19 protein-coding genes and 2 tRNA genes are annotated in these 22,585 nt (G+C 36.8%); 15 read left to right on the top strand and 6 right to left on the bottom strand.

What is annotated here, in order from left to right; genetic code table 11:
* The first annotated feature begins 30 nt into the window (after nt 1-30).
* The gene (locus ACJVDK_RS08760) at nt 31-2,286 is read left to right on the top strand and encodes a family 20 glycosylhydrolase (RefSeq protein WP_443939895.1); all 2,256 of its coding nucleotides are present in this window, start codon (nt 31-33) and stop codon (nt 2,284-2,286) included.
* A 45-nt stretch (nt 2,287-2,331) separates the two neighbouring features.
* Here the strand turns inward: ACJVDK_RS08760 and ACJVDK_RS08755 are convergent, their stop codons facing one another.
* The gene (locus ACJVDK_RS08755) at nt 2,332-2,805 is read right to left on the bottom strand and encodes a ribonuclease H-like YkuK family protein (protein ID WP_443939894.1); all 474 of its coding nucleotides are present in this window, start codon (nt 2,803-2,805) and stop codon (nt 2,332-2,334) included.
* A 211-nt stretch (nt 2,806-3,016) separates the two neighbouring features.
* On the opposite strand from ACJVDK_RS08755, the gene ACJVDK_RS08750 reads away from it, so the two are divergent.
* The 7 genes from ACJVDK_RS08750 (at nt 3,017) to ACJVDK_RS08720 (ending at nt 7,228) form a co-directional block, all read left to right on the top strand.
* The gene (locus ACJVDK_RS08750) at nt 3,017-3,229 is read left to right on the top strand and encodes a hypothetical protein (protein WP_443939893.1); all 213 of its coding nucleotides are present in this window, start codon (nt 3,017-3,019) and stop codon (nt 3,227-3,229) included.
* A gap of 129 nt (nt 3,230-3,358) precedes the next feature.
* Nucleotides 3,359-4,663, top strand: coding sequence for a DEAD/DEAH box helicase (locus ACJVDK_RS08745; RefSeq protein WP_443939892.1), 1,305 nt, complete (start codon nt 3,359-3,361; stop codon nt 4,661-4,663).
* Nucleotides 4,664-4,681: 18 nt separating this feature from the next.
* The gene (locus ACJVDK_RS08740) at nt 4,682-4,915 is read left to right on the top strand and encodes a DUF1456 family protein (RefSeq protein ID WP_316808897.1); all 234 of its coding nucleotides are present in this window, start codon (nt 4,682-4,684) and stop codon (nt 4,913-4,915) included.
* A gap of 62 nt (nt 4,916-4,977) precedes the next feature.
* On the top strand, nt 4,978-5,481 hold the full coding sequence (locus tag ACJVDK_RS08735) for a GbsR/MarR family transcriptional regulator (RefSeq protein WP_443939891.1): 504 nt from the start codon (nt 4,978-4,980) through the stop codon (nt 5,479-5,481).
* A 69-nt stretch (nt 5,482-5,550) separates the two neighbouring features.
* Entirely contained in the window at nt 5,551-5,904 is a 354-nt protein-coding gene (locus ACJVDK_RS08730) for a hypothetical protein (RefSeq protein WP_443939890.1), read from the top strand.
* 15 nt (nt 5,905-5,919) lie between these two features.
* Nucleotides 5,920-6,300, top strand: a complete 381-nt coding sequence (locus ACJVDK_RS08725) for a hypothetical protein (RefSeq protein WP_443939889.1) — start codon at nt 5,920-5,922, stop codon at nt 6,298-6,300.
* Between the two features lie 40 nt (nt 6,301-6,340).
* The gene (locus ACJVDK_RS08720; RefSeq protein WP_443939888.1) at nt 6,341-7,228 is read left to right on the top strand and encodes a TIGR01777 family oxidoreductase; all 888 of its coding nucleotides are present in this window, start codon (nt 6,341-6,343) and stop codon (nt 7,226-7,228) included.
* 61 nt (nt 7,229-7,289) lie between these two features.
* Here the strand turns inward: ACJVDK_RS08720 and ettA are convergent, their stop codons facing one another.
* On the bottom strand, nt 7,290-8,969 hold the full coding sequence (ettA, locus tag ACJVDK_RS08715) for an energy-dependent translational throttle protein EttA (RefSeq protein WP_443939887.1): 1,680 nt from the start codon (nt 8,967-8,969) through the stop codon (nt 7,290-7,292).
* A gap of 304 nt (nt 8,970-9,273) precedes the next feature.
* On the opposite strand from ettA, the gene ACJVDK_RS08710 reads away from it, so the two are divergent.
* The 3 genes from ACJVDK_RS08710 (at nt 9,274) to mtgA (ending at nt 13,962) form a co-directional block, all read left to right on the top strand.
* On the top strand, nt 9,274-9,693 hold the full coding sequence (locus tag ACJVDK_RS08710) for a hypothetical protein (protein ID WP_443939886.1): 420 nt from the start codon (nt 9,274-9,276) through the stop codon (nt 9,691-9,693).
* A gap of 792 nt (nt 9,694-10,485) precedes the next feature.
* Nucleotides 10,486-13,038 (top strand): ATP-dependent Clp protease ATP-binding subunit, encoded by a 2,553-nt coding sequence (locus ACJVDK_RS08705; protein ID WP_443939885.1) that lies wholly within the window; start codon nt 10,486-10,488, stop codon nt 13,036-13,038.
* 198 nt (nt 13,039-13,236) lie between these two features.
* A complete protein-coding gene (gene mtgA / locus ACJVDK_RS08700) occupies nt 13,237-13,962 on the top strand; it encodes a monofunctional biosynthetic peptidoglycan transglycosylase (protein WP_443939884.1) in 726 nt (241 codons plus the stop codon).
* A gap of 33 nt (nt 13,963-13,995) precedes the next feature.
* Here mtgA and ACJVDK_RS08695 read toward each other — a convergent pair whose 3' ends face one another.
* Together ACJVDK_RS08695 and ACJVDK_RS08690 are read right to left on the bottom strand one after the other, a co-directional pair.
* The gene (locus ACJVDK_RS08695) at nt 13,996-16,419 is read right to left on the bottom strand and encodes an AsmA family protein (RefSeq protein WP_443939883.1); all 2,424 of its coding nucleotides are present in this window, start codon (nt 16,417-16,419) and stop codon (nt 13,996-13,998) included.
* Nucleotides 16,420-16,613: 194 nt separating this feature from the next.
* On the bottom strand, nt 16,614-17,093 hold the full coding sequence (locus tag ACJVDK_RS08690; protein ID WP_443939882.1) for an ABC transporter ATPase: 480 nt from the start codon (nt 17,091-17,093) through the stop codon (nt 16,614-16,616).
* A 51-nt stretch (nt 17,094-17,144) separates the two neighbouring features.
* Here ACJVDK_RS08690 and ACJVDK_RS08685 point away from each other — a divergent pair, with 51 nt between their 5' ends.
* Nucleotides 17,145-17,606: a hypothetical protein gene (locus ACJVDK_RS08685; protein ID WP_443939881.1), complete on the top strand. Its 462-nt coding sequence runs from the start codon at nt 17,145-17,147 to the stop codon at nt 17,604-17,606.
* A gap of 52 nt (nt 17,607-17,658) precedes the next feature.
* Here ACJVDK_RS08685 and ACJVDK_RS08680 read toward each other — a convergent pair whose 3' ends face one another.
* Entirely contained in the window at nt 17,659-18,447 is a 789-nt protein-coding gene (locus ACJVDK_RS08680; protein WP_443939880.1) for a (Fe-S)-binding protein, read from the bottom strand.
* 48 nt (nt 18,448-18,495) lie between these two features.
* Nucleotides 18,496-19,791: a 4Fe-4S dicluster domain-containing protein gene (locus ACJVDK_RS08675; RefSeq protein WP_443939879.1), complete on the bottom strand. Its 1,296-nt coding sequence runs from the start codon at nt 19,789-19,791 to the stop codon at nt 18,496-18,498.
* 220 nt (nt 19,792-20,011) lie between these two features.
* Here ACJVDK_RS08675 and ACJVDK_RS08670 point away from each other — a divergent pair.
* The 3 genes from ACJVDK_RS08670 to ACJVDK_RS08660 all read left to right on the top strand — a co-directional run bounded on the left by ACJVDK_RS08670 (nt 20,012) and on the right by ACJVDK_RS08660 (nt 22,582).
* Nucleotides 20,012-20,084: transfer RNA gene (locus ACJVDK_RS08670), tRNA-Phe, on the top strand.
* A 122-nt stretch (nt 20,085-20,206) separates the two neighbouring features.
* Nucleotides 20,207-20,279: transfer RNA gene (locus ACJVDK_RS08665), tRNA-Phe, on the top strand.
* A 131-nt stretch (nt 20,280-20,410) separates the two neighbouring features.
* Complete coding sequence (locus ACJVDK_RS08660; RefSeq protein ID WP_443939878.1) at nt 20,411-22,582, top strand: glycoside hydrolase domain-containing protein; 2,172 nt, start codon at nt 20,411-20,413, stop codon at nt 22,580-22,582.
* Nucleotides 22,583-22,585: the final 3 nt, after the last annotated feature.

Here is a 22,585-nt window from a genome sequence, read left to right as displayed (position 1 = left end):
TTTTTGTATTTTGTCACAAATTTTGACCAAATGAAACTTTACAAATTAGCTATCCTTGCTATTTTGGCATGGAGCGGATCCTCTGCTTCCTCCCAAACGAAGCAAAATATCCTTGTACCAACACCGCTTGAATTCGTTCAAAATTCGGGAATGTTTACGTGGAATAGAAACACACAGCTTTCAGGAAATGATCATTTCATTGGGGCAAATGAAGAGTTAAAACGCATCACATCGAGTTTTAAACAACTGAATGGTCCCAAGAACTCCATTGTTTTAGTACATGATAAAAGTATTTCCAATAGCGAAGGATATCGTATCGAAATTGCAGCACAGCAAATAAAAATACTGGCTCCAACATCCCAAGCGGCAAATTGGGCCGTTGCGACAGTAAAGCAATTAGCAGGAATATCCATATTTGAAGCCAAAGAGGCTTTGTTACCCTGTGCAAAAATTGTGGATCAACCAAAATATCATTGGCGTGGCATGCATATCGATGTAGCCCGTCACTTTTTCGATATGGAATATTTGCATAAACTGGTAGATCGATTGGTGTTTTATAAGTTTAACAAATTGCATTTACATCTTTCAGACGATCAGGGATGGCGTATCGAAATCAAAAAATATCCAGAATTAACAGAAAAAGGAGCCTGGCGTACGTATAATAAGCATGATTCAGTTTGTTTAGATTTGGCCAAAGACAATCCGAATTTTCAACTGCCTGAAAAGCACTTTAAAATGGTAAATGGTATAAAACAGTATGGAGGATTTTATACCCAGGAGGATATGAAAGCCCTTATTGAATATGCCGATAAGCGAGGAGTTGAAATAATCCCTGAAATTGATATGCCGGGTCATATGATGGCAGCAATAAAACAATTTCCATGGTTAACAGCATCCAAAATTTTGCATACTGGAGGTGATTTTTCTGAACCCATTTGTCCTTGCAAAGAAAGTACGTACACCTTTGCCGAAAACGTTTTTGCTGAAATAGCCAATTTGTTTCCAAGTAAGTACATTCATTTAGGGGCAGATGAGGTTAAAACCGATGGCTGGAAAGATGTGCCCGAATGCGATGAAATAATGAAAAGAGAAGGACTTAAAAATTTAGATGAGCTTCAAAGTTATTTCGTGCGCAGAATGGATAAATTTTTTGCCAGTAAAGGAAAAAAATTAATTGGATGGGATGAAATATTGAAAGGCGGCGCACCTACAAATGCTACTATCATGTATTGGCGCGCATGGGTGCCAGATGCACCCAAAAAGGCTGCCCTAAATGGAAACGAAATGATTTTATTGCCTGGCGAGTATTGTTATTTCGATGCCAAGCAAGATGCAAACTCTTTAAAGAAAGTGCTTTCTTTTGATACCGATAAATATGGGTTAACAAATAAAGAAAAGGAATTGGTTTTAGGTGTACAGGCTGCAGCATGGAGCGAGTACATTCCAACAGAAAGTCAATTTGAGTACATGGTATTTCCGCGTTTATTGGCCATGGCAGAAAATGCATGGGCTACGCAAAAACCTAGTTGGGAAGTGTTTTCTCAAAAAATGAATCGTCAATACCCCATCTTAGATGCACTCAAAATTGGTTATCGAATGCCAGATTTATCTGGTTTTTCAGCGAATAGCGTATTTATTGATCAAACCAATCTGAAGATAATAAATCCGTTGAGTTCATCTGTGATTCACTATACAACGGATGGATCTAAACCAACTGAACAATCGAAAATATATGTAGGGAACGTAGAAATTAAGCAAGATATGGAGGTTAAATTCATCCCTATTAGGCCAAACGGAATAAAAGGTGATGTCTATACAATTCATTACAAAAAGCAGCCTTACAGTTCAAGTAAAAATTTAATGAATCCAGCAAAGGGTTTAAATTTTTCCTTTTATCCGAAATTTTATAGAAGTGTAGAGGCTATTTCAGAACAGGATAAAACTAGTTCATCTATAACTGAAGCAATTGAAATTTCAGCTGATACCAAAGGGAAAAGTTTTGGTACGAAACATCAAGGTTATTTTTATGCGCCCAAGGATGCTATTTATACGTTTTATTTAAAATCAGATGATGGAAGTAATTTATACATCGATGATACTTTATTAATTGACAACGATGGTTTGCACAGTGCGTTTGAGAAATCGGCACAAGTAGCTTTAAAGGCAGGCTATCATCCTTTTTTACTGAAGTTTATCGAAGGGGGAGGAGGTTTTACGCTCAATCTAGAATACGAATATGAAGGCATTACACGCCGATCAGTACATGCAGCAGATTTTGCGCACTAAAAGAGTAATTAAGTTGCTTTCTAATCAAGAAAGCAACTTTTTTTATTAATGTACCATTTTGTCTGCACAGGTAGAGCTGGCAAAGGCTTCAGGTTTAGCTTTAAAAATAAAGCCCATACTCAAAATATATCCCATGGCATCATTTAATGCCTTGTTCGATTTAAAGGATGGATTGGTGTTGATATCAGCATGAACTTCGAGCGCTACATCGTAAATATCTAATAAATCGCAAATAGAATAAGCGGTTTCAATAGACTTTTGAACTTCGGTAAGCATTCTTTCTTTGATGCTGAGTTGCTGTGTGCTTTTCTCTTGATGAATGTACATAAAACCACCATGATGTTCTCTTAACAGAACAATTACCGTAGCAAAATCAGTAATAAGACCTTTCACTTGGGAGTCGGTACCAATGCATACTTTCAATTTGTAACCGTTCTCTGTTTCGCGAAGGATTGCTTTTTCTACTTCTTCTAAGATGGATGAATGAATCATTTCACCGCTAAATTTTTTCCATGTCATAAAAACGCATTTTTCAAATTAATGGTTTGGTAATCTGCTTTTTATAAATTTAAGGTCATTACATTAAACTTATGTTAAGTTTTACGGTTTATTTTTGAACAGATGCTTAGTTATCAACAAGTTAGTGTTTTTATTGCAATAAAAGTGGTTTTTTTAGATCAAAAATCGTTTTCAAACGTTATGATAATATGTTTAATTAAATTCTAAGAATATGAAAGCTGAGTTAATTCAAGAGTTTAAACTGTTACAAGAAAGCAGAGCCAATAAATATGCGGATGAATTAGGCGACCGATTGATCACCTCTGTTAAAAAAGCCAATGAAAAAGTAAAATCTTCTATTGCCAAGCAAGGGAAAATGTTGTTACTTTTAGAGCGTGCCATGCGCTTTAGTATGCTAAAAAAAATAAAGCAAAAGTATTTTTAGTGCGAGGATAATCTAACAAAATTTTTTCTATCCTAGTGATTGAACAGGGTGCAAAACCGAGCTAAATATAAATGAAACCATCTTGGTAACTAGGCAAGCCTAGCGTTTAAATGTTTATCTTTGCGCTAGATGATAGAAAATGTCCTAAAGAAATTACAGATTGCTGCATTAAATAACATGCAGGAAGCTTCGCTGGATGCAGTAGGTTCAGGTAAAGATACCGTGTTAATTGCACCTACCGGTTCCGGGAAAACGCTTGCTTTTCTGTTGCCTTTGTTATTACGGCTAAAACCCAATCAAAAAGGCGTACAGGCACTTATTTTAGTTCCTTCGCGTGAGCTTTCGCTACAAATTGAACAGGTTTTTAAGCAAATGGGCACAGCGTATAAAGTCAATTGCTGTTATGGAGGTCACTCGGTTCGAATCGAAAAAAATAATTTAGCAACTCCACCAGCTGTGCTTATTGGTACGCCTGGCCGTATTGCGTATCATCTCGAATATCACAATTTTGATGAGTCTTTTGTCGAAACTTTAGTGCTTGATGAGTTTGATAAATCGCTTGAATTCGGCTTCGAGGCGGATATGTCGTATATTATAGGTTCTTTGCTGTCTTTAAAGCAACGGATTTTAACCTCGGCTACCAAAATGGAAGAAATCCCTGCTTTTGTGAAACTAGCTAATCCAGAAATAATCGATTTTTCAGGATATGAGCAGGCGAAGCCTGATTTAAAATTGAAAAGAATTGTAGCGCCTGCTGCAGATAAATTGGAAGTTTTGCTAAAATTGCTCAGTAAAATCGGATCAAAAAATACCCTCGTTTTTTGCAACCACCGAGAAACAGTGGACCGTATTAGCGATTTACTTTTCGAGAAAGGTTTAGGACATGATGTTTTCCATGGAGGAATGGAACAGCTAGACCGTGAAAAGGCTTTGTTGAAATTTAGAAATGGAAGTCACAAAATTTTAATCACCACTGATTTGGCCGCCCGTGGACTCGATATTCCCGAAGTAGAATACATTGTGCATTACCAACTTCCGTACACAGAAGACGCCTATATTCACCGGAATGGTCGTACTGCAAGGATGAAAGCTAAAGGCACCGCCTATCTTATTTTAACCACTGAGGAGAAGTATAAATATTTGCCTGAAGAGCTCGAAGAAGAGGTATTAGAAGAAACCTATGCTTTACCAAAACAAAGTGATTGGGTTACGTTGTACATTGGATACGGAAAGAAAGATAAAATTAATAAAATCGACATTGTAGGGCTATTTTTGCAAAAAGGCGCGCTACAAAAGGAGGACATAGGCTTAATTGAAGTAAAAGATTTGAGCAGTTATGTAGCTGTAAAAAGAGTACAAGTAGAGAAACTCCTGAAATCTCTACAAGGAGAAAAAATTAAAGGGAAAAAGTTGAAGCTATCCATCGCTTCTTAAGCATATAAATATACCAATATGAGTAATAACGATATTTTGAAAAAGCTGCGCGTGGCTTTATCATTAAAAACAGAAGACATTATAACCATTTGCGATTTAGTCGGTTTTAAGGTGACCAAGGCAGAATTGGGCGATATTTTTAGAAATGAGGATCACGAGAATTTTAAACCTTGTGGCGATCAGATATTACGTAATTTTTTAAACGGGTTGGTTATTTACAAACGCGGGCCACGAGAAGAAAAGAAAAGTTAGACTTCATAAAAATAAACTTTCAAATATTTTTGAAAGTTTAGAAATAAATATTACCTTTGATTATGCAATACGAAGAAGCAAAAAATAAATTTGTGCAAACTTGGGGGGCTTTAGGCTCACAATGGGGTATCAATAAAACGATGGCACAAATTCATGCTTTGCTTCTTGTTTCCAAAGATGCGGTTTCAATGGAAGATATCATGCAAGAACTGCAAATATCGAGAGGAAATGCCAGCATGAACATTCGTGCATTAATGGATTGGGGCATTGTATACAAAGCAAACAAACCGGGCGAACGAAAGGAATTTTTTGTAGCCGAAAAAGATTTGGATGAATTGGCAACCATCATTGCAAAGGAGCGAAGCAAACGCGAAATCAAACCTGCTTTAAAGGTGCTGAAAGAAGTATCGGTAATCGAAAATAATGAATCGGAAGAAGCGAAGCATTTTGTATCGCAAACAGGTAAGTTATACGATTTTGTTCTAAAAGCAGATGAAATGATTGATAAAGTGACAGAATATAAAGACAATTGGCTGGGTAAAATGATTATTAAATTGATGCGCTAAATTTTTTTAAATCAAAATTTCAATATTTTCTGAAATTTTAAAAATAAATATAATAACTGAAAGTAAAACATGGGGAATTTAAACATCATCGGCTATTTTATTTTCATTGGTGCTATGGCTTTTATCATCTTGGTGGTTGGGAAAATCTGTTATCGAAACGGCAACATATTCGTGGCTTCATTACTTCCGAATCATGCCGATTTATGTAAGCAGATTAATAAGATATTATTAGTAGGCTATTACCTTGTTAATATTGGTTATTGCGCCGTAACCTTATCGTTTTGGAACAATATTGCCACAATTCCTCAATTGATTGAAATTGTTTCGGCAAAAATGGCCGTGATAATATGCATTCTATCAGGATTACACTATTTAAACATTTTTATTTTAACTACCAGCATTCGAAAATTAATCAAGTACTAAATAAATAGCACTATTATGGAAACTACAAAAATTCTTATCGGTTATGCAGTGTATTTGCCACTTGCACTCTTTTTAACATTTTATGTTTCAAAAACACTTTTTAGAAATAGTAAAGTATATATGATGGATATTTTTAAGGGAAGAGAAGAAATTGCGGTAGCAACGAATAAGCTTTTTGAAACCGGCTTTTATCTATTGAATTTGGGCTTTGCCTTGATGATTTTAGAAATCAGTTTATACACGAACAGTTATCAAGAATTAATTGAAAAGTTAAGCTATAAAATTGGTAGCTTTTCAATTTACCTGGGTATTATGTTGTTTATCAACCTGTACTTTTTCTTTAGAGGAAAAAGAAAAGCAAAAGAAGCAGTGCTAGCAAAGGAAGTTATAAATTAAAAGCGATAACTGTTTTTAAACACTTTAAACCCCTGAATCTATGAATACGAAAATTATTATTGCCGGAGGAACTGGTTTTATAGGGAATTATTTAGTTGCGTATTTTCGGGATAGAGGATATGTGGTTAAGATAATTTCAAGAAGTGATAAACATATTCAATGGGAAGATTCAAAAGGGATAAAAGATGCCTTGGAAGATGCAGAAATGTTGGTCAATTTAGCTGGAAAGTCAGTGGATTGCAGATACAATGCAAAAAATAAGCAAGCCATACTTGAGTCACGTATAAAAACTACCCAAATTTTAGGTGATGCCATAAAAAGCTGTAAAAATCCTCCAAAATTATGGATTAATTCGAGTACAGCCACCATTTATCGCCATGCTGAAGATAAACCAATGACGGAGGAACAGGGTGAAATAGGAATAGGTTTTTCTGTGAATGTGGCCACTAATTGGGAAAAAGCATTTTTTGATTTCAATCTTCCTTCAAGCAGACAGGTTGCTTTGCGGATGGCGATTGTTTTAGGGAAAGATGGAGGCGTAATGATTCCTTTTAAAAATTTGGTTCGCTTTGGATTGGGAGGAGCTCAAGGAAGTGGCAAACAAATGTTTAGTTGGATCCATATAGAAGATTTGTGCAGGACTATCCAATTTATACAAGAAAATCCCGAATTAAAAGGCGTATATAATTGTGCAGCTCCTTATCCGGTGAACAATTATACGTTCATGAAAACACTAAGGAAAGGTATGCATAAAAGTTTTGGTTTAGCATCGCCCGAATGGCTACTTAAAATTGGTGCGGTAATCATTCGTACCGAAACAGAACTTATTTTAAAAAGCAGGTGGGTGATTCCTGAAAATTTATTAAAAGAAGGATTTGCGTTTAAGTATCCAAAAATTGAAGACGCTATACAAGAAATGATACCTTAACAATCGCTAAAACAACAAAAGCTTCCCATTTAAAGAAGCTTTTGTTGTTTGCGTTAAAAAATTAATCTAACTTTTTATAACGAATTCGTTTTGGAGTTACATCACCCAAACGTTTTTTTCGATTTTCTTCGTAATCTGAATAGTTACCTTCGAAGAAATAAACTTCTGAGTTACCTTCAAACGCTAAAATATGCGTACAAATACGGTCTAGAAACCATCTATCGTGACTAATCACTACGGCGCAACCGCCAAAATTTTCCAACGCTTCTTCTAAAGCACGAAGTGTGTTTACATCGATATCATTGGTTGGTTCATCCAGTAAAAGCACATTGGCACCTTTTTTCAAGGTAATGGCTAAATGTACGCGGTTTCGTTCACCACCCGATAGTACACCCACTTTCTTTTGTTGGTCGCCACCATTGAAATTGAATTTAGAAACATACGCACGACCGTTAACCGCTTTATTTCCAAGTTGGATGTTGTCTAATCCATCTGTAATGTTTTCATAAACAGTTTTATCCGCATCTAAATCATTATGCATTTGATCCACATAGCCCAACTCTACGGTTTCGCCCACGCGGAATGTTCCTGTGTCAGCTTCTTCTTGTCCGGTAATTAAACGGAATAAAGTAGTTTTACCTGCGCCGTTTGGACCGATAATTCCAACAATCCCGGCTGGAGGTAAGGCAAAATTTAAGTTGTCAAATAAAACTTTATCACCATAGGCTTTTGAAACATTGGTTGCTTCGATTACTACATTTCCTAAACGCGGACCTGCAGGAATAAATAATTCCAGTTTATCTTCGCGCTCTCTACCATCTTCAGAAGCCAGTTTTTCATAATTCGCTAACCGTGCTTTCGATTTGGCATGACGTGCTTTCGGAGCCATGCGTACCCATTCCAATTCGCGTTCCAATGTTTTTTGACGCTTGCTTTCTGTTTTTTCTTCTTGAGATAAGCGTTTTGCTTTTTGATCTAACCAGCTGCTGTAATTTCCTTTCCAGGGAATACCTTCGCCACGGTCAAGTTCTAAAATCCATCCAGCTACGTTGTCTAAGAAGTATCTATCGTGGGTAACCGCAATTACAGTACCCTCGTAATTTTGTAAGAATTGCTCTAACCAATCGATACTTTCGGCATCCAAGTGGTTGGTAGGCTCATCTAAAAGTAAAACATCAGGTTTTTGAAGTAACAAGCGGCACATGGCTACACGACGACGTTCACCTCCAGAAAGAACACCAATTTTTGTTTCTGGGTCTGGACAGCGAAGCGCATCCATCGCACGTTCTAGTTTATTATCAAGTTCCCAAGCACCAACGGCATCAATTTTATCTTGCAATTCGCCCTGACGTTGCATTAATTTATCCATCTTATCAGGGTCCGAATAATTTTCTTCTAAGCCAAACGCTTCGTTAATTTCTTCGTATTCAACTAAAATAGCTTTGGTTTCGGCAACTCCTTCTTCAACTACTTCTCTGACAGTTTTTTCAGGATCTAAGATAGGTTCTTGTGCCAAATACCCCACTGAATAGCCTGGAGAGAAAACAACTTCGCCTTGGTACGATTTATCTAATCCGGCAATAATTTTAAGTAAAGAAGATTTACCTGAACCGTTTAAACCGATTACCCCAATTTTAGCTCCGTAAAAAAAGGAAAGGTATATGTTTTTTAAAACTTGTTTTTGAGGAGGGTAAATCTTATTTACTCCTGCCATTGAAAATATTATTTTCTCGTCAGACATTATCGCATTATATTTTTGCAAAGATGCTCAATTTGAAATAAAAAGGGAATACAAAGCGAATAATTTAATATGGAGTGTAGACGGTACACAGAAGTTAATCACTATTTTAATAAATAGTTAATTATATATTTTTTCATAACGCCGGAAAAAAATGAATGCTGTTCATTTAGTAGTTGTTTTTTTCTATCTTGCACGAGATTAAAATGCGCGCTCAAATACGTTAATTATCTCTATTTTTTTTATGTTGAATGCTGTAGTTGTATCGCAAAAATGGCACAAGCGCATTTAACAGCTCTAAAAGCGAATGAACAATTTATCTTTAACTCTTACTTCATCTAAATGCGAATTGCTGGATAACATTCTAGGGTTATTTGGTGCTGAGCAATATATTAAATCAGCTTTGATAGCAAAGTTGTTTAGAGGGAATGAGGTTTTAGCTGCCGATTATTTAAGTATTTTAGAGCAACTCGACTTAATTTTTATGGTGGGTAAAGTGAAAGGATATCCACTACCAGCCATTGTTGGGAAACAACCGGGCTTAGATCGCTTTTTAGACGAAGGAGGTTTTATGCGTCGTTTTGAATTAAAACGAATGCAAGAAGAGGCAGGTAAAAATTTGGAAGAACTTCAGATTGAAAACATTCGATTGAAGCATACAGTAGAGATGCTACAGAAAAAGATTAACGATTTAGAAGCTACCATTCGCAATCTTAGCTGCGAATAAAAATCAAGACTAAAATTCTCCCTTTTAATTTTTGTTTAATGATGCTTGGATGCTTATAGCAAACCTAGTCGGTATGCCTGTTTTATTAGGATACCAAAATGATAATAATCCATATCACAGAAAATACAGAGCCGGTGTACAACAAGGGCATATTTTCTTTAATATTTCTTTTAATTAAGCTCGAGTAGAGTACCCAAGCCAAGAAAACGATAAAATAAATTGGGGCGATTAATAAAAGCATAATTTGAATGATTAGTTAGTCAAATGTACAACATTTTTGTTTGTAAAATAATTTCAACTAAAAGAATACTTAATAATAAGTATTGCTGACAGTGAAAGCTTTAGCACTAAAAGGTGTAAATAATTGCCGTTGTTAGCCGAATTCATTTTTTTGCGAAAAAAAATAAATCTAATTTCCCTTAAAAGTGTTTAGAAATTAGGTTAGATTTTGGCAGAATATTTATTTTTTCTGTCAAAAGTTGTAAATTGCAGTATCAAGAAATAGCACTTTGTCAGTTACAGAAATTGATAAAATCCTTTACAATTAACAGACAAACCCGAAATAGTAAATTAAGAGGCTTTTTAGAAGCAGAATATAAGTTGTTTACGTAGATAATTATTAGACGTAATAGCTCTTTTAAGATGAAACAATCCATTTTTTACCAATAAACGTCAGTATCATAAGGTTTATCCACTTATATGGCGCAATTGTTGATAAAATAAAAGAAACAGTACTGTTGCTATTTATTATTTATTTTATAGTTTAGAGACGTAGCTGTTAAGAAAGGTATTATGGAAGCAAAATTTTCACCACAGGTTAAAGATGTGATCTCTTTTAGTAGAGAGGAAGCTCTCCGTTTAGGACATGATTACATTGGTACCGAGCATTTATTGTTAGGCCTCATTCGCGAAGGCGATGGAATGGCTATAAAGATTTTACGATCGTTAGGGGTCGATACGGCTAAATTGCGCCGCTCAATTGAAGATGCCGTTCGTGGTACCTCAAGTGTAACGGCCACCTTAGGCAATATCCCTTTAACTAAGCAGGCCGAAAAGGTTTTAAAGATTACGTATTTAGAAGCAAAAATATTTAAAAGCGATTTAATCGGTACTGAGCATTTATTGTTGTCAGTTTTAAGAGATGATGATAACATTGCCTCTCAAATATTGTTGCAATACGGTGTAACGTACGATATTTTTAAACAGGAAGTAGAAGTAAATAAAAATGGATTCAGAGACGATATTTCTAACAGCGCCTCAACAGGTGGTGATGATGATTACCGTGAAGAGGAAAGTTTTAGTGCTCCTAAAAAGGTTTCAGACATTAAATCTAAAACGCCTGTTCTAGATAATTTTGGTCGCGATTTAACCAAAGCTGCTGAAGAAGGTCGTTTAGATCCGATTGTAGGTCGCGAGAAAGAAATTGAACGCGTATCGCAGATTTTATCGCGTAGAAAAAAGAACAATCCAATTTTAATTGGTGAACCAGGCGTAGGTAAATCGGCTATTGCTGAAGGCTTAGCTTTACGCATTGTTCAACGCAAAGTATCGCGTGTATTGTTTAACAAACGCGTGGTTACCTTGGATTTAGCTTCATTGGTGGCAGGTACAAAATACCGTGGTCAATTTGAAGAAAGAATGAAAGCGGTAATGAACGAGCTTGAAAAATCAACGGATGTAATTTTATTTATCGATGAGATTCATACGATTGTTGGTGCCGGTGGCGCTTCTGGTTCATTAGATGCCTCGAATATGTTTAAGCCTGCTTTAGCACGCGGAGAAATTCAATGCATCGGAGCCACAACATTAGATGAGTATCGTCAATACATTGAGAAAGATGGTGCTTTGGATCGTCGTTTTCAAAAAGTAATGGTTGAACCAGCTACGCCAGATGAAACCATCGAAATTTTAAGTCGCATTAAGGATAAATACGAAGAGCATCACGGGGTAACCTATACACAAGAAGCTATTGAAGCATGTGTTACGTTAACGTCGCGCTATATTTCGGATCGTTTCTTGCCAGATAAAGCGATTGATGCTTTGGATGAAGCGGGATCTCGTGTTCACTTAACGAATATTCATGTTCCTCAAAATATCATTGATATCGAAGCAAAGATTGAAGATATTAAGATTGAGAAAAACAAGGTAGTTCGCAGTCAGAAATACGAAGAAGCAGCAAAACTTCGCGATACAGAAAAAAATCTGATTGAAGAATTGGATAAAGCGAAAGCAGAGTGGGAAGCTGAAACCAAAACCAAGCGTTATCAGGTTTCGGAAGATAACGTAGCAGAGGTGGTAGCGATGATGACCGGTATTCCGGTACAACGTGTTGGCCAAACCGACAGTGCTAAACTGTTGAATATGTACGACAAAGTTGCTGAGAAAATTATTGGTCAAAATGATGCGATTAAGAAATTAACCAAAGCAATTCAACGTACCAGAGCGGGATTAAAAGATCCTAAAAAACCAATTGGCTCATTCATTTTCTTAGGCCCAACTGGGGTAGGAAAAACCGAATTGGCAAAAGAGCTGGCGCGTTTCATGTTCGATAGCGATGACTCGTTAATTCAAATAGACATGAGTGAATACATGGAGAAATTTGCTGTATCACGTTTAGTAGGTGCGCCTCCGGGATATGTGGGTTATGAAGAAGGTGGACAATTAACTGAAAAGGTTCGTCGTAAACCATATGCCGTAATCTTATTAGATGAGATTGAAAAAGCACATCCTGATGTATTCAACATCTTATTGCAAGTACTGGATGAAGGTCAATTAACCGATAGTTTAGGTCGTAAAGTAGATTTTAGAAATACCATTATCATCATGACTTCTAATATTGGTGCCCGCCAATTGAAAGATTTTGGTCAAGGAGTTGGATTCTCTACAGCAGCTAAAACCAACCAAGCCGAGGCACACAGTCGCGGTGTCATTGAAAGTGCTTTAAAACGCGCTTTTGCACCCGAATTCTTAAACCGTGTAGATGATGTAGTGGTGTTTAATTCTTTAGGAAAAGAAGAAATCTTCCGCATTATCGATATCGAATTGAAAGCCTTGTTTGGTAGAGTTCATACCTTAGGATATGAAATTACGTTAACAAACAACGCGAAAGAATACATTGCAGAGAAAGGTTTCGATAGTAATTTTGGTGCCCGTCCGTTAAAACGTGCGATTCAAAAATATTTGGAAGACCCGATTGCCGAGGAAATCTTAAAAGGTGAGTTGGCCGAAGGAGATGTATTGGAAATCGATTATAACAAAGAAGATGACGCCATCTTAGTAAACCATAAAAAAGGTGGTGGCAAACAAAAAGAAGAGCCAAAACAAGAAGAAGATTCTTCGAAATAATGGAATAATCAAAACAAGAAAGGGTGGTTTTCGAAATGAAAATCACCCTTTTTACATTTATAATAGACAGTTTTTCTGTTAACATGAATAAAATGCTAAATGCAATGAATTCGTTTTAAGCACGGCACTGCCGCTTTTTTATGCATACCTACAGAATGATGCATTCTAACTTTTAATAAGATTATTTACATTTGCGCCATGGCTAAAACCTCAAGAAGCAAATCAACAGCTAAACCAACACTTTTTAAAAAGATTACCAGAATAGCAAGTAAAGTATTCGTCTATTTTTTATTGGTATCCGTTATATGGGTCATAGCACTTCGATTTATCAATCCACCCATTACGCTATTAATGGTTTTGCGTAACATTGAGCGCAAAGCGGATGGAAAATCATTCAAAACCGATAAAAAGTGGATGGATTTTGAGAATATTTCTGATAACATGAAGCGTGCTGCGGTTTCAGGTGAAGATCAATTATTCTTACAGCACATTGGATTTGATGTAAATGCGATTGAAAAGGCATTTAAAAATAACGCTAAAAATAAAAAGAAAATAAAAGGAGGCAGTACCATTTCGCAACAAACGGCAAAGAACGTTTTTTTATGGCCAGGCCGTTCGTATATCCGAAAAGGATTTGAAGCTTATTTTACCTTGCTGATTGAGCTCTTTTGGAGCAAAGAACGTATTTTAGAAGTGTACTTAAACGTGATTGAAATGGGAGATGGGATTTACGGTGCAGAGGCTGCTTCGCAAGCATATTATGGTAAATCCTGCAAAACAATGACCAAAAATCAAGCAGCCTTGATTGTGGCTTGTTTCCCAAATCCACGAAAGTGGACTCCATTGCATCCTACACGCTATATTCGACACCGTCAATACCTGATTGTGCGCAACATGCGTTTAACTGGTCCTATTGAATTTTAAGTTTACGGCATAAAAATGGAATAAAGACCTGCTTTAGTCGTGATCTTTGTTCCATTTTATTTTTAGACTTCCCTTTTCCTCAATCGCTTTCAGGTGAAGAACAATGCCTTTCATCCTTCTTTTTTGCTTGTCATCCTCACTAAGTTTTTCGTCTTTTTTAGGATTTCGAAGCGGAATATCCATCATTAAATTGGTGCCTGCGTTTAGTCCGTAAATCCCTCTTACGTCAAAGTTAAGCACGCTGGAGTTGATTTGCATAGGAGCTATTGCAATTTTATCCCCCTGGATGTGAAGAACACCATCTAGTTTATCAATGGTAACATTCGAAAAATTTCGGTTTGCAAAAGCGAATTTTCCAACTTTTTCCAAAGGTTCAAAGTTAACCAAAGCAGCTTTATTCAAGTTAAAAGAAACGATTCCGTACATAGAACGCGGGAGTATACTTCCTGTCTGGGATATCTTTCCATTCACATGTACTTTTGAACTTAAATAACCCAGTAAATTTTTATAGGTAAGGCCGTCTTGATTAAAGTTATCAAATGCATAAAAGAAATCTTTGATGTTCACATGGTTTACATTGGCCAATAGTTTAAAAGAGTTAAATTTAGCCTCTTGGAAAATATGTCCGTTTACGGCAAGAGAGCCCCCTGCGTGTTGTAAATGAATCGAATTAAAATAAATGCCTCTTCCACGAAGAGAAACGTCTGTATAGAAATTATAGGCAACAAATTTCTTATAAATTGCCTTTTTAACCTGCAGTTTAATATTCATGTTTGATACTTCCAACACATTGCTCAACTGTTTAGATGCTGGTGTTGGTGGACTGCTTGGTTTCCCTTTTTTGTGCTGTTTTCGCGGGCCTAAAAAGGGAAGGAATTCGGTTAAATGTAGTTGAGGGCTACTCATTGACACCTCTGCCATAATTTTTTCAGGTGCGGTGTAATATAAATTGGTGAAATTCTTGATGCTGCAGTTGAGGTTTAAAATGCTTTTTCCTAATTCAAATCGACCGTTTTTAATTGATAAATCGTTCTGGTCAAAATCAATATCCAAGGCACTTCGAACTAAATGTAAATTACGCGGAACATATAAAATATCTGCATTGGCAATGCGTATTTTACCCGATATAACAGGCTTGGTGAAGCTAAAATTGTTAATATCAGCTTTGCAATAAAGACGTACACTGGCTGTTCCCTTTTTAAATTCGAAATGATTGGTACTCATTGATTCATTTAAATTGGTTAATGGGAAATCTGATTTCACATAGCCAGTGGCAATGGGTTGAGACAGGTTGTTCACTAAAAACGTATCTATTTGCAGCGGGGCATTAAAGTAATTTGCCCGTAGTTTGAAGAATTTAATGGATGAATTTTCATCGCCAATCATTCCACCAACCGTATCTTGGTTGGTGAATGTTCCATCAAAATTGCAATCGGTAAGGGTGCCTGGAGGTACTTTAACCACATTATTGCGTACGGCTATGGCCACGTTAATTAACGGGTCACGGTATTTTCCACTGCCGTCGTCGACAATAGTGCCGTTGATGACAACAGGTTTTTCGATTTGGAATTTTAATAATTTGCTAGATATATTGGGTGATAAAAGACTTGCTACGTCTTTGTACAATACATCTTTAACGTGAATGTTTAGCGCAAAACCACCCTTTCCTTTCGCAAGATGAATGTTGGCACCAATAACATATGGTGTTTCGTTAATTTTGAGTGGTTTTGGCAGGATGATAACTTCCTCGGTCATTTTGTTTAAATGAAAATCAAGGGTGCCTTTAAGCGATTTATCTTTCAAAAAGCTTCCTTTCTTGGTGTTGAACGCAAAGCTTTTAATTTGCGCATCAATTTTTAATACACCGGTCAAACCCGAGTCTGGGTATTTGATTTTTCCGGTCAATGCGTGCACATCGAAATGAAATAATTTGTTTCTTTTTTGATTGTCGATAACAAGACTTACTTCTTCGAAATCAATTTTTTTTACTTCTAACTGATTCGATTTCTTGGTAGAATCTACCAAATTCGCACTTGTCTTTTTTCTAAAAACGCTGGTGTTAGAATAGCCGGAGCTATCCGTAAATAAATATACATTGGCGTGGTTGATGCCAATGCGGTTTATGACTACGCCTCCACTAAAAAGAGGGATTAGGGCTAAAGAAACATCAATATCTTTTGCAGTTAATAAATGATGTTGATGCTGAGCGTATAAACTATCGTTTAATTCAACTTCTTTTAAAGATACCGACACGTTGGGGAAGCCTTTGAAAAGCCTTGGACTCATATCCGATACGGTTAGGGAGCCGTTAATGTTTTTGTTTAATTGCTCCATGATGGCACTTAAAATCGCCTTTTTGTGGGTTTTAATGTAGATAGTTGATGCCGCACAGATGAGCAGGAAAAGCAGAATAAATCCGCCAAGAATTTTTAATGAAATTTTGAGCCAGCGTGTCATATTGCCTAAATATGAAACAATATAAAGGTTTTATTTGGGTATTTTTTAAAATACACGTTCAATAAAATAATGCAAGCATTTTGGAGGGGTTTAACCGACTTGATTGCGTAAATGTTTTACGCTACAGGTGCAGGAGTAAAGAAAAGGGGAATGCTTTATCGTATTTATGATAAAGCATTTAACCCTTTGAATAACTAAAGTAGATGAGAAAAGATGTTGGCATGCCAGCTATCTTTAAAGGGAATTTCCCATTTTGTTTCCAATTCTGCTAGTGTTTGTACCATGTTGTTAAAAACAATGGTGTCGGGTGTGATTTTTTTGATATTTATCAGCGTTTCAAAGTCTTCTTTGTTATTTACAATCACTTCTGCGTTTAGCTTGTAAGCTAGATTGAAACGATTAAATAAATCGACATGGTACTGTTGTTCAATTTCCTTGATTAATCGAACCGAGCTATCAATAGAGCAGCCTGTGGTGTTCGCTTGGCTTTCATCAACGGTTAAAATGATAAAAAAGCCATAACGGATTTCAGCTTTTGCAAGTAATTCGTTGCCATGTGCCTTCCATTGCTGGGTAAAGGTGGCTAATTTTTCAAGTATTTCAGTTTCTTCCAACTGTGTAAACTTGCGGTTGCTTTGGTAAATCCAAACTCTTGATTGTGGAGAAAAAATCATAATACAAATTTATCATTTTAATTAATTTGTACTTATCTAAAAATCAACCTAATGAAAAAGTTTACATTGTGCTTGAAAATACTGCTTTTTTGTGCCTCTGGATTGTTTTTATGCGCTTTTTCTGTTCTGGAAACAACCGAAGAGTACTTGATCTATTTACAAAAAACATTTACGGAGCATTATGATTTTGGGCAGGAAAGTAATCAAATTAAGAAGTACGAGTTAAATGTTACCAACAATGGTTTTTGTAGGTATAAGCGGTATTTCGCGAACGGTAAAATGGAGTATTTTGCTTTTAAGTTAAGCAAGTTTAAGGAGATGGATTATTACGGCTCGACGGTTTCAGGTAAATTGTATTTACGCACCAAAGGCGATGATGTAATTGTTCAAACGTATAACGATAAATCAGGCGATGTAGATTCAATGGCTATGGAATTGATTATCCCATTAAAAAATATTGAAGCCGAAGATTTGAATAAAATTAGAGAGAGTATTTCAAAAATTGTGCTGTAATTTTCTTCAAAATACAGCACAATTCGTATGGTGTTTTTAAAATGCAGCTGGTTTATAGGCCGTTTGCGCGCGCGGTAATTTCGGCTATGTCCAGTACCTTAACTTCTTGTTCTTTATCCTTTAGTTTAACACCGTCGCTTAACATGGTCATGCAAAATGGGCAGCCTGCTGCAATAACCTGTGGGTTCGATTCCAATGCTTCATCTACACGTTCAACGTTAATATCTTTATTTCCTTTTTCAGGCTCTTTGAACATTTGAGCACCGCCTGCACCGCAGCACAATCCATTTGCTTTGCAACGTTTCATCTCAATGAGCTGAGCATCTAAAACTTCCAATGCTTTTCTCGGAGCCTCGTACACGTTATTTGCACGGCCTAAATAGCATGGGTCGTGATAAGTGATTTTTTTACCTTTAAAGCTTTCGCCGCCTTCGGCTTTTAATTTTCCTTCGTTAATTAAGTCCTGAATTAATTGTGTGTGGTGAATAACTTCATACGTTCCGCCTAAACCAGGGTATTCATTTTTTATGGTGTTAAAGCAATGCGGACAGCCGGTTACAATTTTTTTGATATTATAGGCATTAAGCACCTCAATATTGGTCATGGCTTGCATTTGGAAAAGAAATTCATTTCCTGCCCTTTTTGCAGGGTCTCCGGTACAGCTTTCTTCGGTTCCTAAAACGGCGTATTTAATTCCTACATGGTGCAAGATTTTGCAGATATCGCGGGTAATTTTTTGGGCTCTTTCATCGTAACTTCCGGCACAACCCACCCAGAATAAAATTTCGGGTTCTTCGCCTGCGGCCATTAGTTCGGCCATTGTAGGTACTTTAAATTCCATTTTTTTATAATAAAGGCTAGTGTTTTGCTAGCTGTTTAAATCGTTAAGTTAATTTTCTTGAGCCCAGTTTAATCTATCGGCAGGTGAGTACTTCCAAGGCGCTTGGTTGTTTTCAATATTTCCCATCATCGCATTAATGCTTGCTGGGGCTTGTGATTCTTCCATTACTGCAAAACGTCGCAATTCTACAATAATTTGTAGCGGGTCGATGTTTACTGGGCAAGCTTCAACACAAGCGTTGCAACTGGTACATGCCCAAATTTCCTCTCTGCTGATGTAATCGTCCAATAATGATTTTCCATCTTGATGATCCGCACCATGTTTATCAATATTTTTTCCAACTTCCGTAATACGGTCGCGGGTATCCATCATAATCTTGCGTGGCGATAAAAGTTTTCCGGTTATGTTTGCAGGGCATACCGAAGTACAACGTCCACATTCTGTGCAGGTATATGCATTCATTAAATTTACCCAGCTGAGGTCGGTTACATCTTTTGCACCAAACTTGCCAGGCTCTGTTTCGGCCGGAACAAACGAAGGATCTAACATGGCTTTAACCTCGTTAGTAACAGAAGCCATATTGGTAAATTCACCTTTTGGATTTAAATTCGAAAAATAGGTGTTCGGGAATGCAAGTAAAATGTGGAAATGCTTTGAATAAGGAAGGTAATTTAGGAATGCTAAAATACCAATAATGTGCAACCACCAACACGTGCGCTCAATAATTACTAAGGCGGTTTCGGTTGAAGGCAAAAGGTTTTGAAGATACTGACTTACCGGAAATGAACCCGCTTTGATATAATGTTCAGCACCTAATAATTGAAGTTTTGCGTCAGCAGCATTCATTAATAAAAATGCCGACATGAGTACGATTTCCGTAATTAAAATATAGTTTGCGTCCGATTTTGGCCAGCTTTTCATTTCTATGCCCGAAAAACGCTTCAGTTTCATGATGTTTCTTCGAACAAGAAAGATAGCACAAGATACCCAAACCAATAAGGCAAGAATTTCGAATGACCCGATTAAAAAGTTGTACAGTTCGCCTAAACCATTAAATACACGATGCGTGCCAAATAATCCGTCAATTATAATTTCCAACACTTCAAGGTTGATGATTACAAAACCAATATACACAAAGAAGTGAAGGATAGCAGGTATAGGGCGTACCGTCATTTTCGACTGACCAAATGCTACGCGGAGCATGGTTATCAATCTTTTTTGAGGTTGATCCGTACGATTAAGGTCTTTGCCTAAGCGGATATTACGCACTATCTTACGGAAATTGAACGTAAAAAGCGCTACTGCGGCAAGGGTAATAATCAGAAATAAAATTTGAGCCAACATGCTAGAATAGTTTATTCACGCTAAATTAGGATAATTAATTCGAAAAAATTACTATGCATGCATAAAAAATAAATTATTTGTTTTGTTTATACTCATTCTAAAAAACGATTTGGGAAGTGGATGAAAAAATAATAGCTTGATAATCAGTTTAACACGATATTTTTAAAGAAAAAGTTTTGCAATTGAAAAAAGAACACTACATTTGCATTCCCAAACGGAGGGTGCCATAGCTCAGTCGGTAGAGCAAAGGACTGAAAATCCTTGTGTCCCTGGTTCGAATCCAGGTGGCACCACTTCAAAAAGTCTCGGTTTAGATCGAGACTTTTTATTTTGGTTTTTCAAGCGAATTGAAAATATTTTATTGTAGTGTTTGTAAATTAAAAAAGGAATACTACATTTGCAACCCCAACGGGATGGTGCCATAGCTCAGTCGGTAGAGCAAAGGACTGAAAATCCTTGTGTCCCTGGTTCGAATCCAGGTGGCACCACAGAAAAGCTTCGATTTTATCGAGGCTTTTTTTGTTTTGGACCTTCAGATTTATTTTCTTTTAAAAACTTTATATATTGATAATATTAATTTAAAGGTATTGGTTAGTTTGACCAATATTTTTGCCCGATAATGGATCTTACTACATTGAATAGAGGAGCTGCAAAATATAGCAGATTATTTTTTGCGATTGGCTTGGGGTTATTGTTTTTTTTCAAACCTGCATTTGCACAAAAGGAGCTTCAAAATCCCGCGGCTTTAGTAAACGTGTTTTTAGGTACATCTGGCGATCACGGACAATTATCACCTGCAGCTAGTTCCCCTTTTAGCATGTTAAGTATTGGGCCGCAAACATATCCAAAGTTGCATGCTGGGTATGAATACGAGGCAAAAAGGTTTTTAGGATTTACCCACAATCGTTTCGAAGGGGTAGGCTGTCAAGGAAGTGGAGGCAATTTATTAATTAAACCTTTTTTGGGCAATAATCCATTGGTGGACTTAATCAAGAATCAACAATCGGCTCAGCCAGGTTATTATCAAGTATCTTTCAAGAATAAAGTTAATGCCGAAATGACTGTTTTTCAGAAGTCTGGCATGCACAAGTATCAATTTCCACAAGGAGAAAAAGGATTTTTTATAGATCTTTCGCATACCCTTGCAAATAAATTTGTAGCGGAAGAACATGTTCTGGATGAAAATGGATTAAGCGGCTGGATAGAAGCGCGTACTACCTGCAATGTTGGAACGTATAGATTATATTACGCGTTGCAATTCGATGAAAAGGTCCGTTTTGTAGCAAGAGGAGAACATGGCTTTATTGCATATCTTCCTGAAGAGAAGCAAAACGCAACAATTCGGGTTGCTTTTTCATCCATAAGTGTTGCATACGCCAAGGCATCAATTTTTACTGGAAGTTTTGATCAGCTAAAGGCGGCTGCTGCCAATGCTTGGAACAAGGCTTTGAGTCGAGTGGAAGTGGATGGCGATATGGAACGCAAGAAATTGTTTTATTCCTTGTTGTATAGGGTACTGCAATCACCTTACACTATTTCTGAAGCAGATGGAACCTTTAAAGCCACCAACGGGAAGACGCAAAAATCGGAAGAAAACAGGTATAATGGATGGGCAATTTGGGATAACTATCGTACACAATTACCACTTTTATCACTCGGTTGGCCAGTGGAATATAAGGGCATGGTTAGTTCATTAGCGGACTTATATGTTTCAGGAAAGAAAGATTATGCTGGACAGACCGAACCTAGCAACACGGTGCGTTCGGAGCATACCATTGTGGTTTTGCTCGATTCATACCGAAAAGGCTATCCGGTAGATTTTGCTAAAATAGCAGACTCTTTGATTAAAGAAGTTGATAATCTCGATTTTTCTAAACCCGATAAAGCTTTGGAATCAAGTTACGATACCTGGGCACTTTCTGAGATTTTAGGCATACTTCACAAAAATGATCTTAGTGAAAAGTATAAGAAAAAGGCACTTGAATACAAAAAGTACTGGAATACAGATTTTAAAGATTTAAGCAAACCTGACGTGGATAGGGTGCAAGCGAGAGGTTTGTACCAAGGCACGATTTGGCAGTACCGTTGGTTTGCGCCTTTTGATATGAAAGGTTTAATAGAATTGACTGGAGGAATGCAAAATTATATTGCTGAATTGAGCCAGTTTTTTGATCAGGATTTATACAATCATGCCAATGAACCCGATTTACAAGCGCCCTTACTGTTTAATGTCACGGCGGTTTCGTCAAAATCGCAAGAATTGATTCATCGCTTTGCAGTTGATACGGTTGTTCAATACTATTTTAACGATAATAGCAAGGGGATAGACCCATTTGTTGATCGGGTGTACAAAAACGAGCCAAAAGCCTATATCCGCACGATGGATGATGATGCGGGCGCGATGTCGGGTTGGTATGTTTTTGCTTCTTGCGGATTAATGCCAGCTTGTCCGGGTTGGCCTGTGTATTATTTGAATGTTCCATTATTTAAGTCTATAACGATACAAACGACTGGAGGCAAATTCTTTAATGTACGTGTAGAAAATTATTCGCTAACGAATAAATATATTAAAAAAGTTGTTTTAAATGGCAAGGAAATCGACCGCAATTATATTACACAGCATGAAATTTCGAATGGTGGCACATTGGTTATTACGGCTAGCAGCAGTCCGGTTGATCGCCCTTCAACAGAACGGTGGATTTCAGAGCTAAGAGGCTGTCCCAAAATACCGAGACGGCCTCTTTTTTATTTTATTTCCAATTTGGTATCATTTGGACATGGTATGGTCTAAAAT

Source organism: Pedobacter paludisoli (genome assembly GCF_052344095.1).
Classification (GTDB): domain Bacteria; phylum Bacteroidota; class Bacteroidia; order Sphingobacteriales; family Sphingobacteriaceae; genus Pedobacter.
The sequence above is the reverse complement of the archived record's forward strand: the minus strand, read 5'-3'. Positions and strand labels throughout refer to the sequence as shown.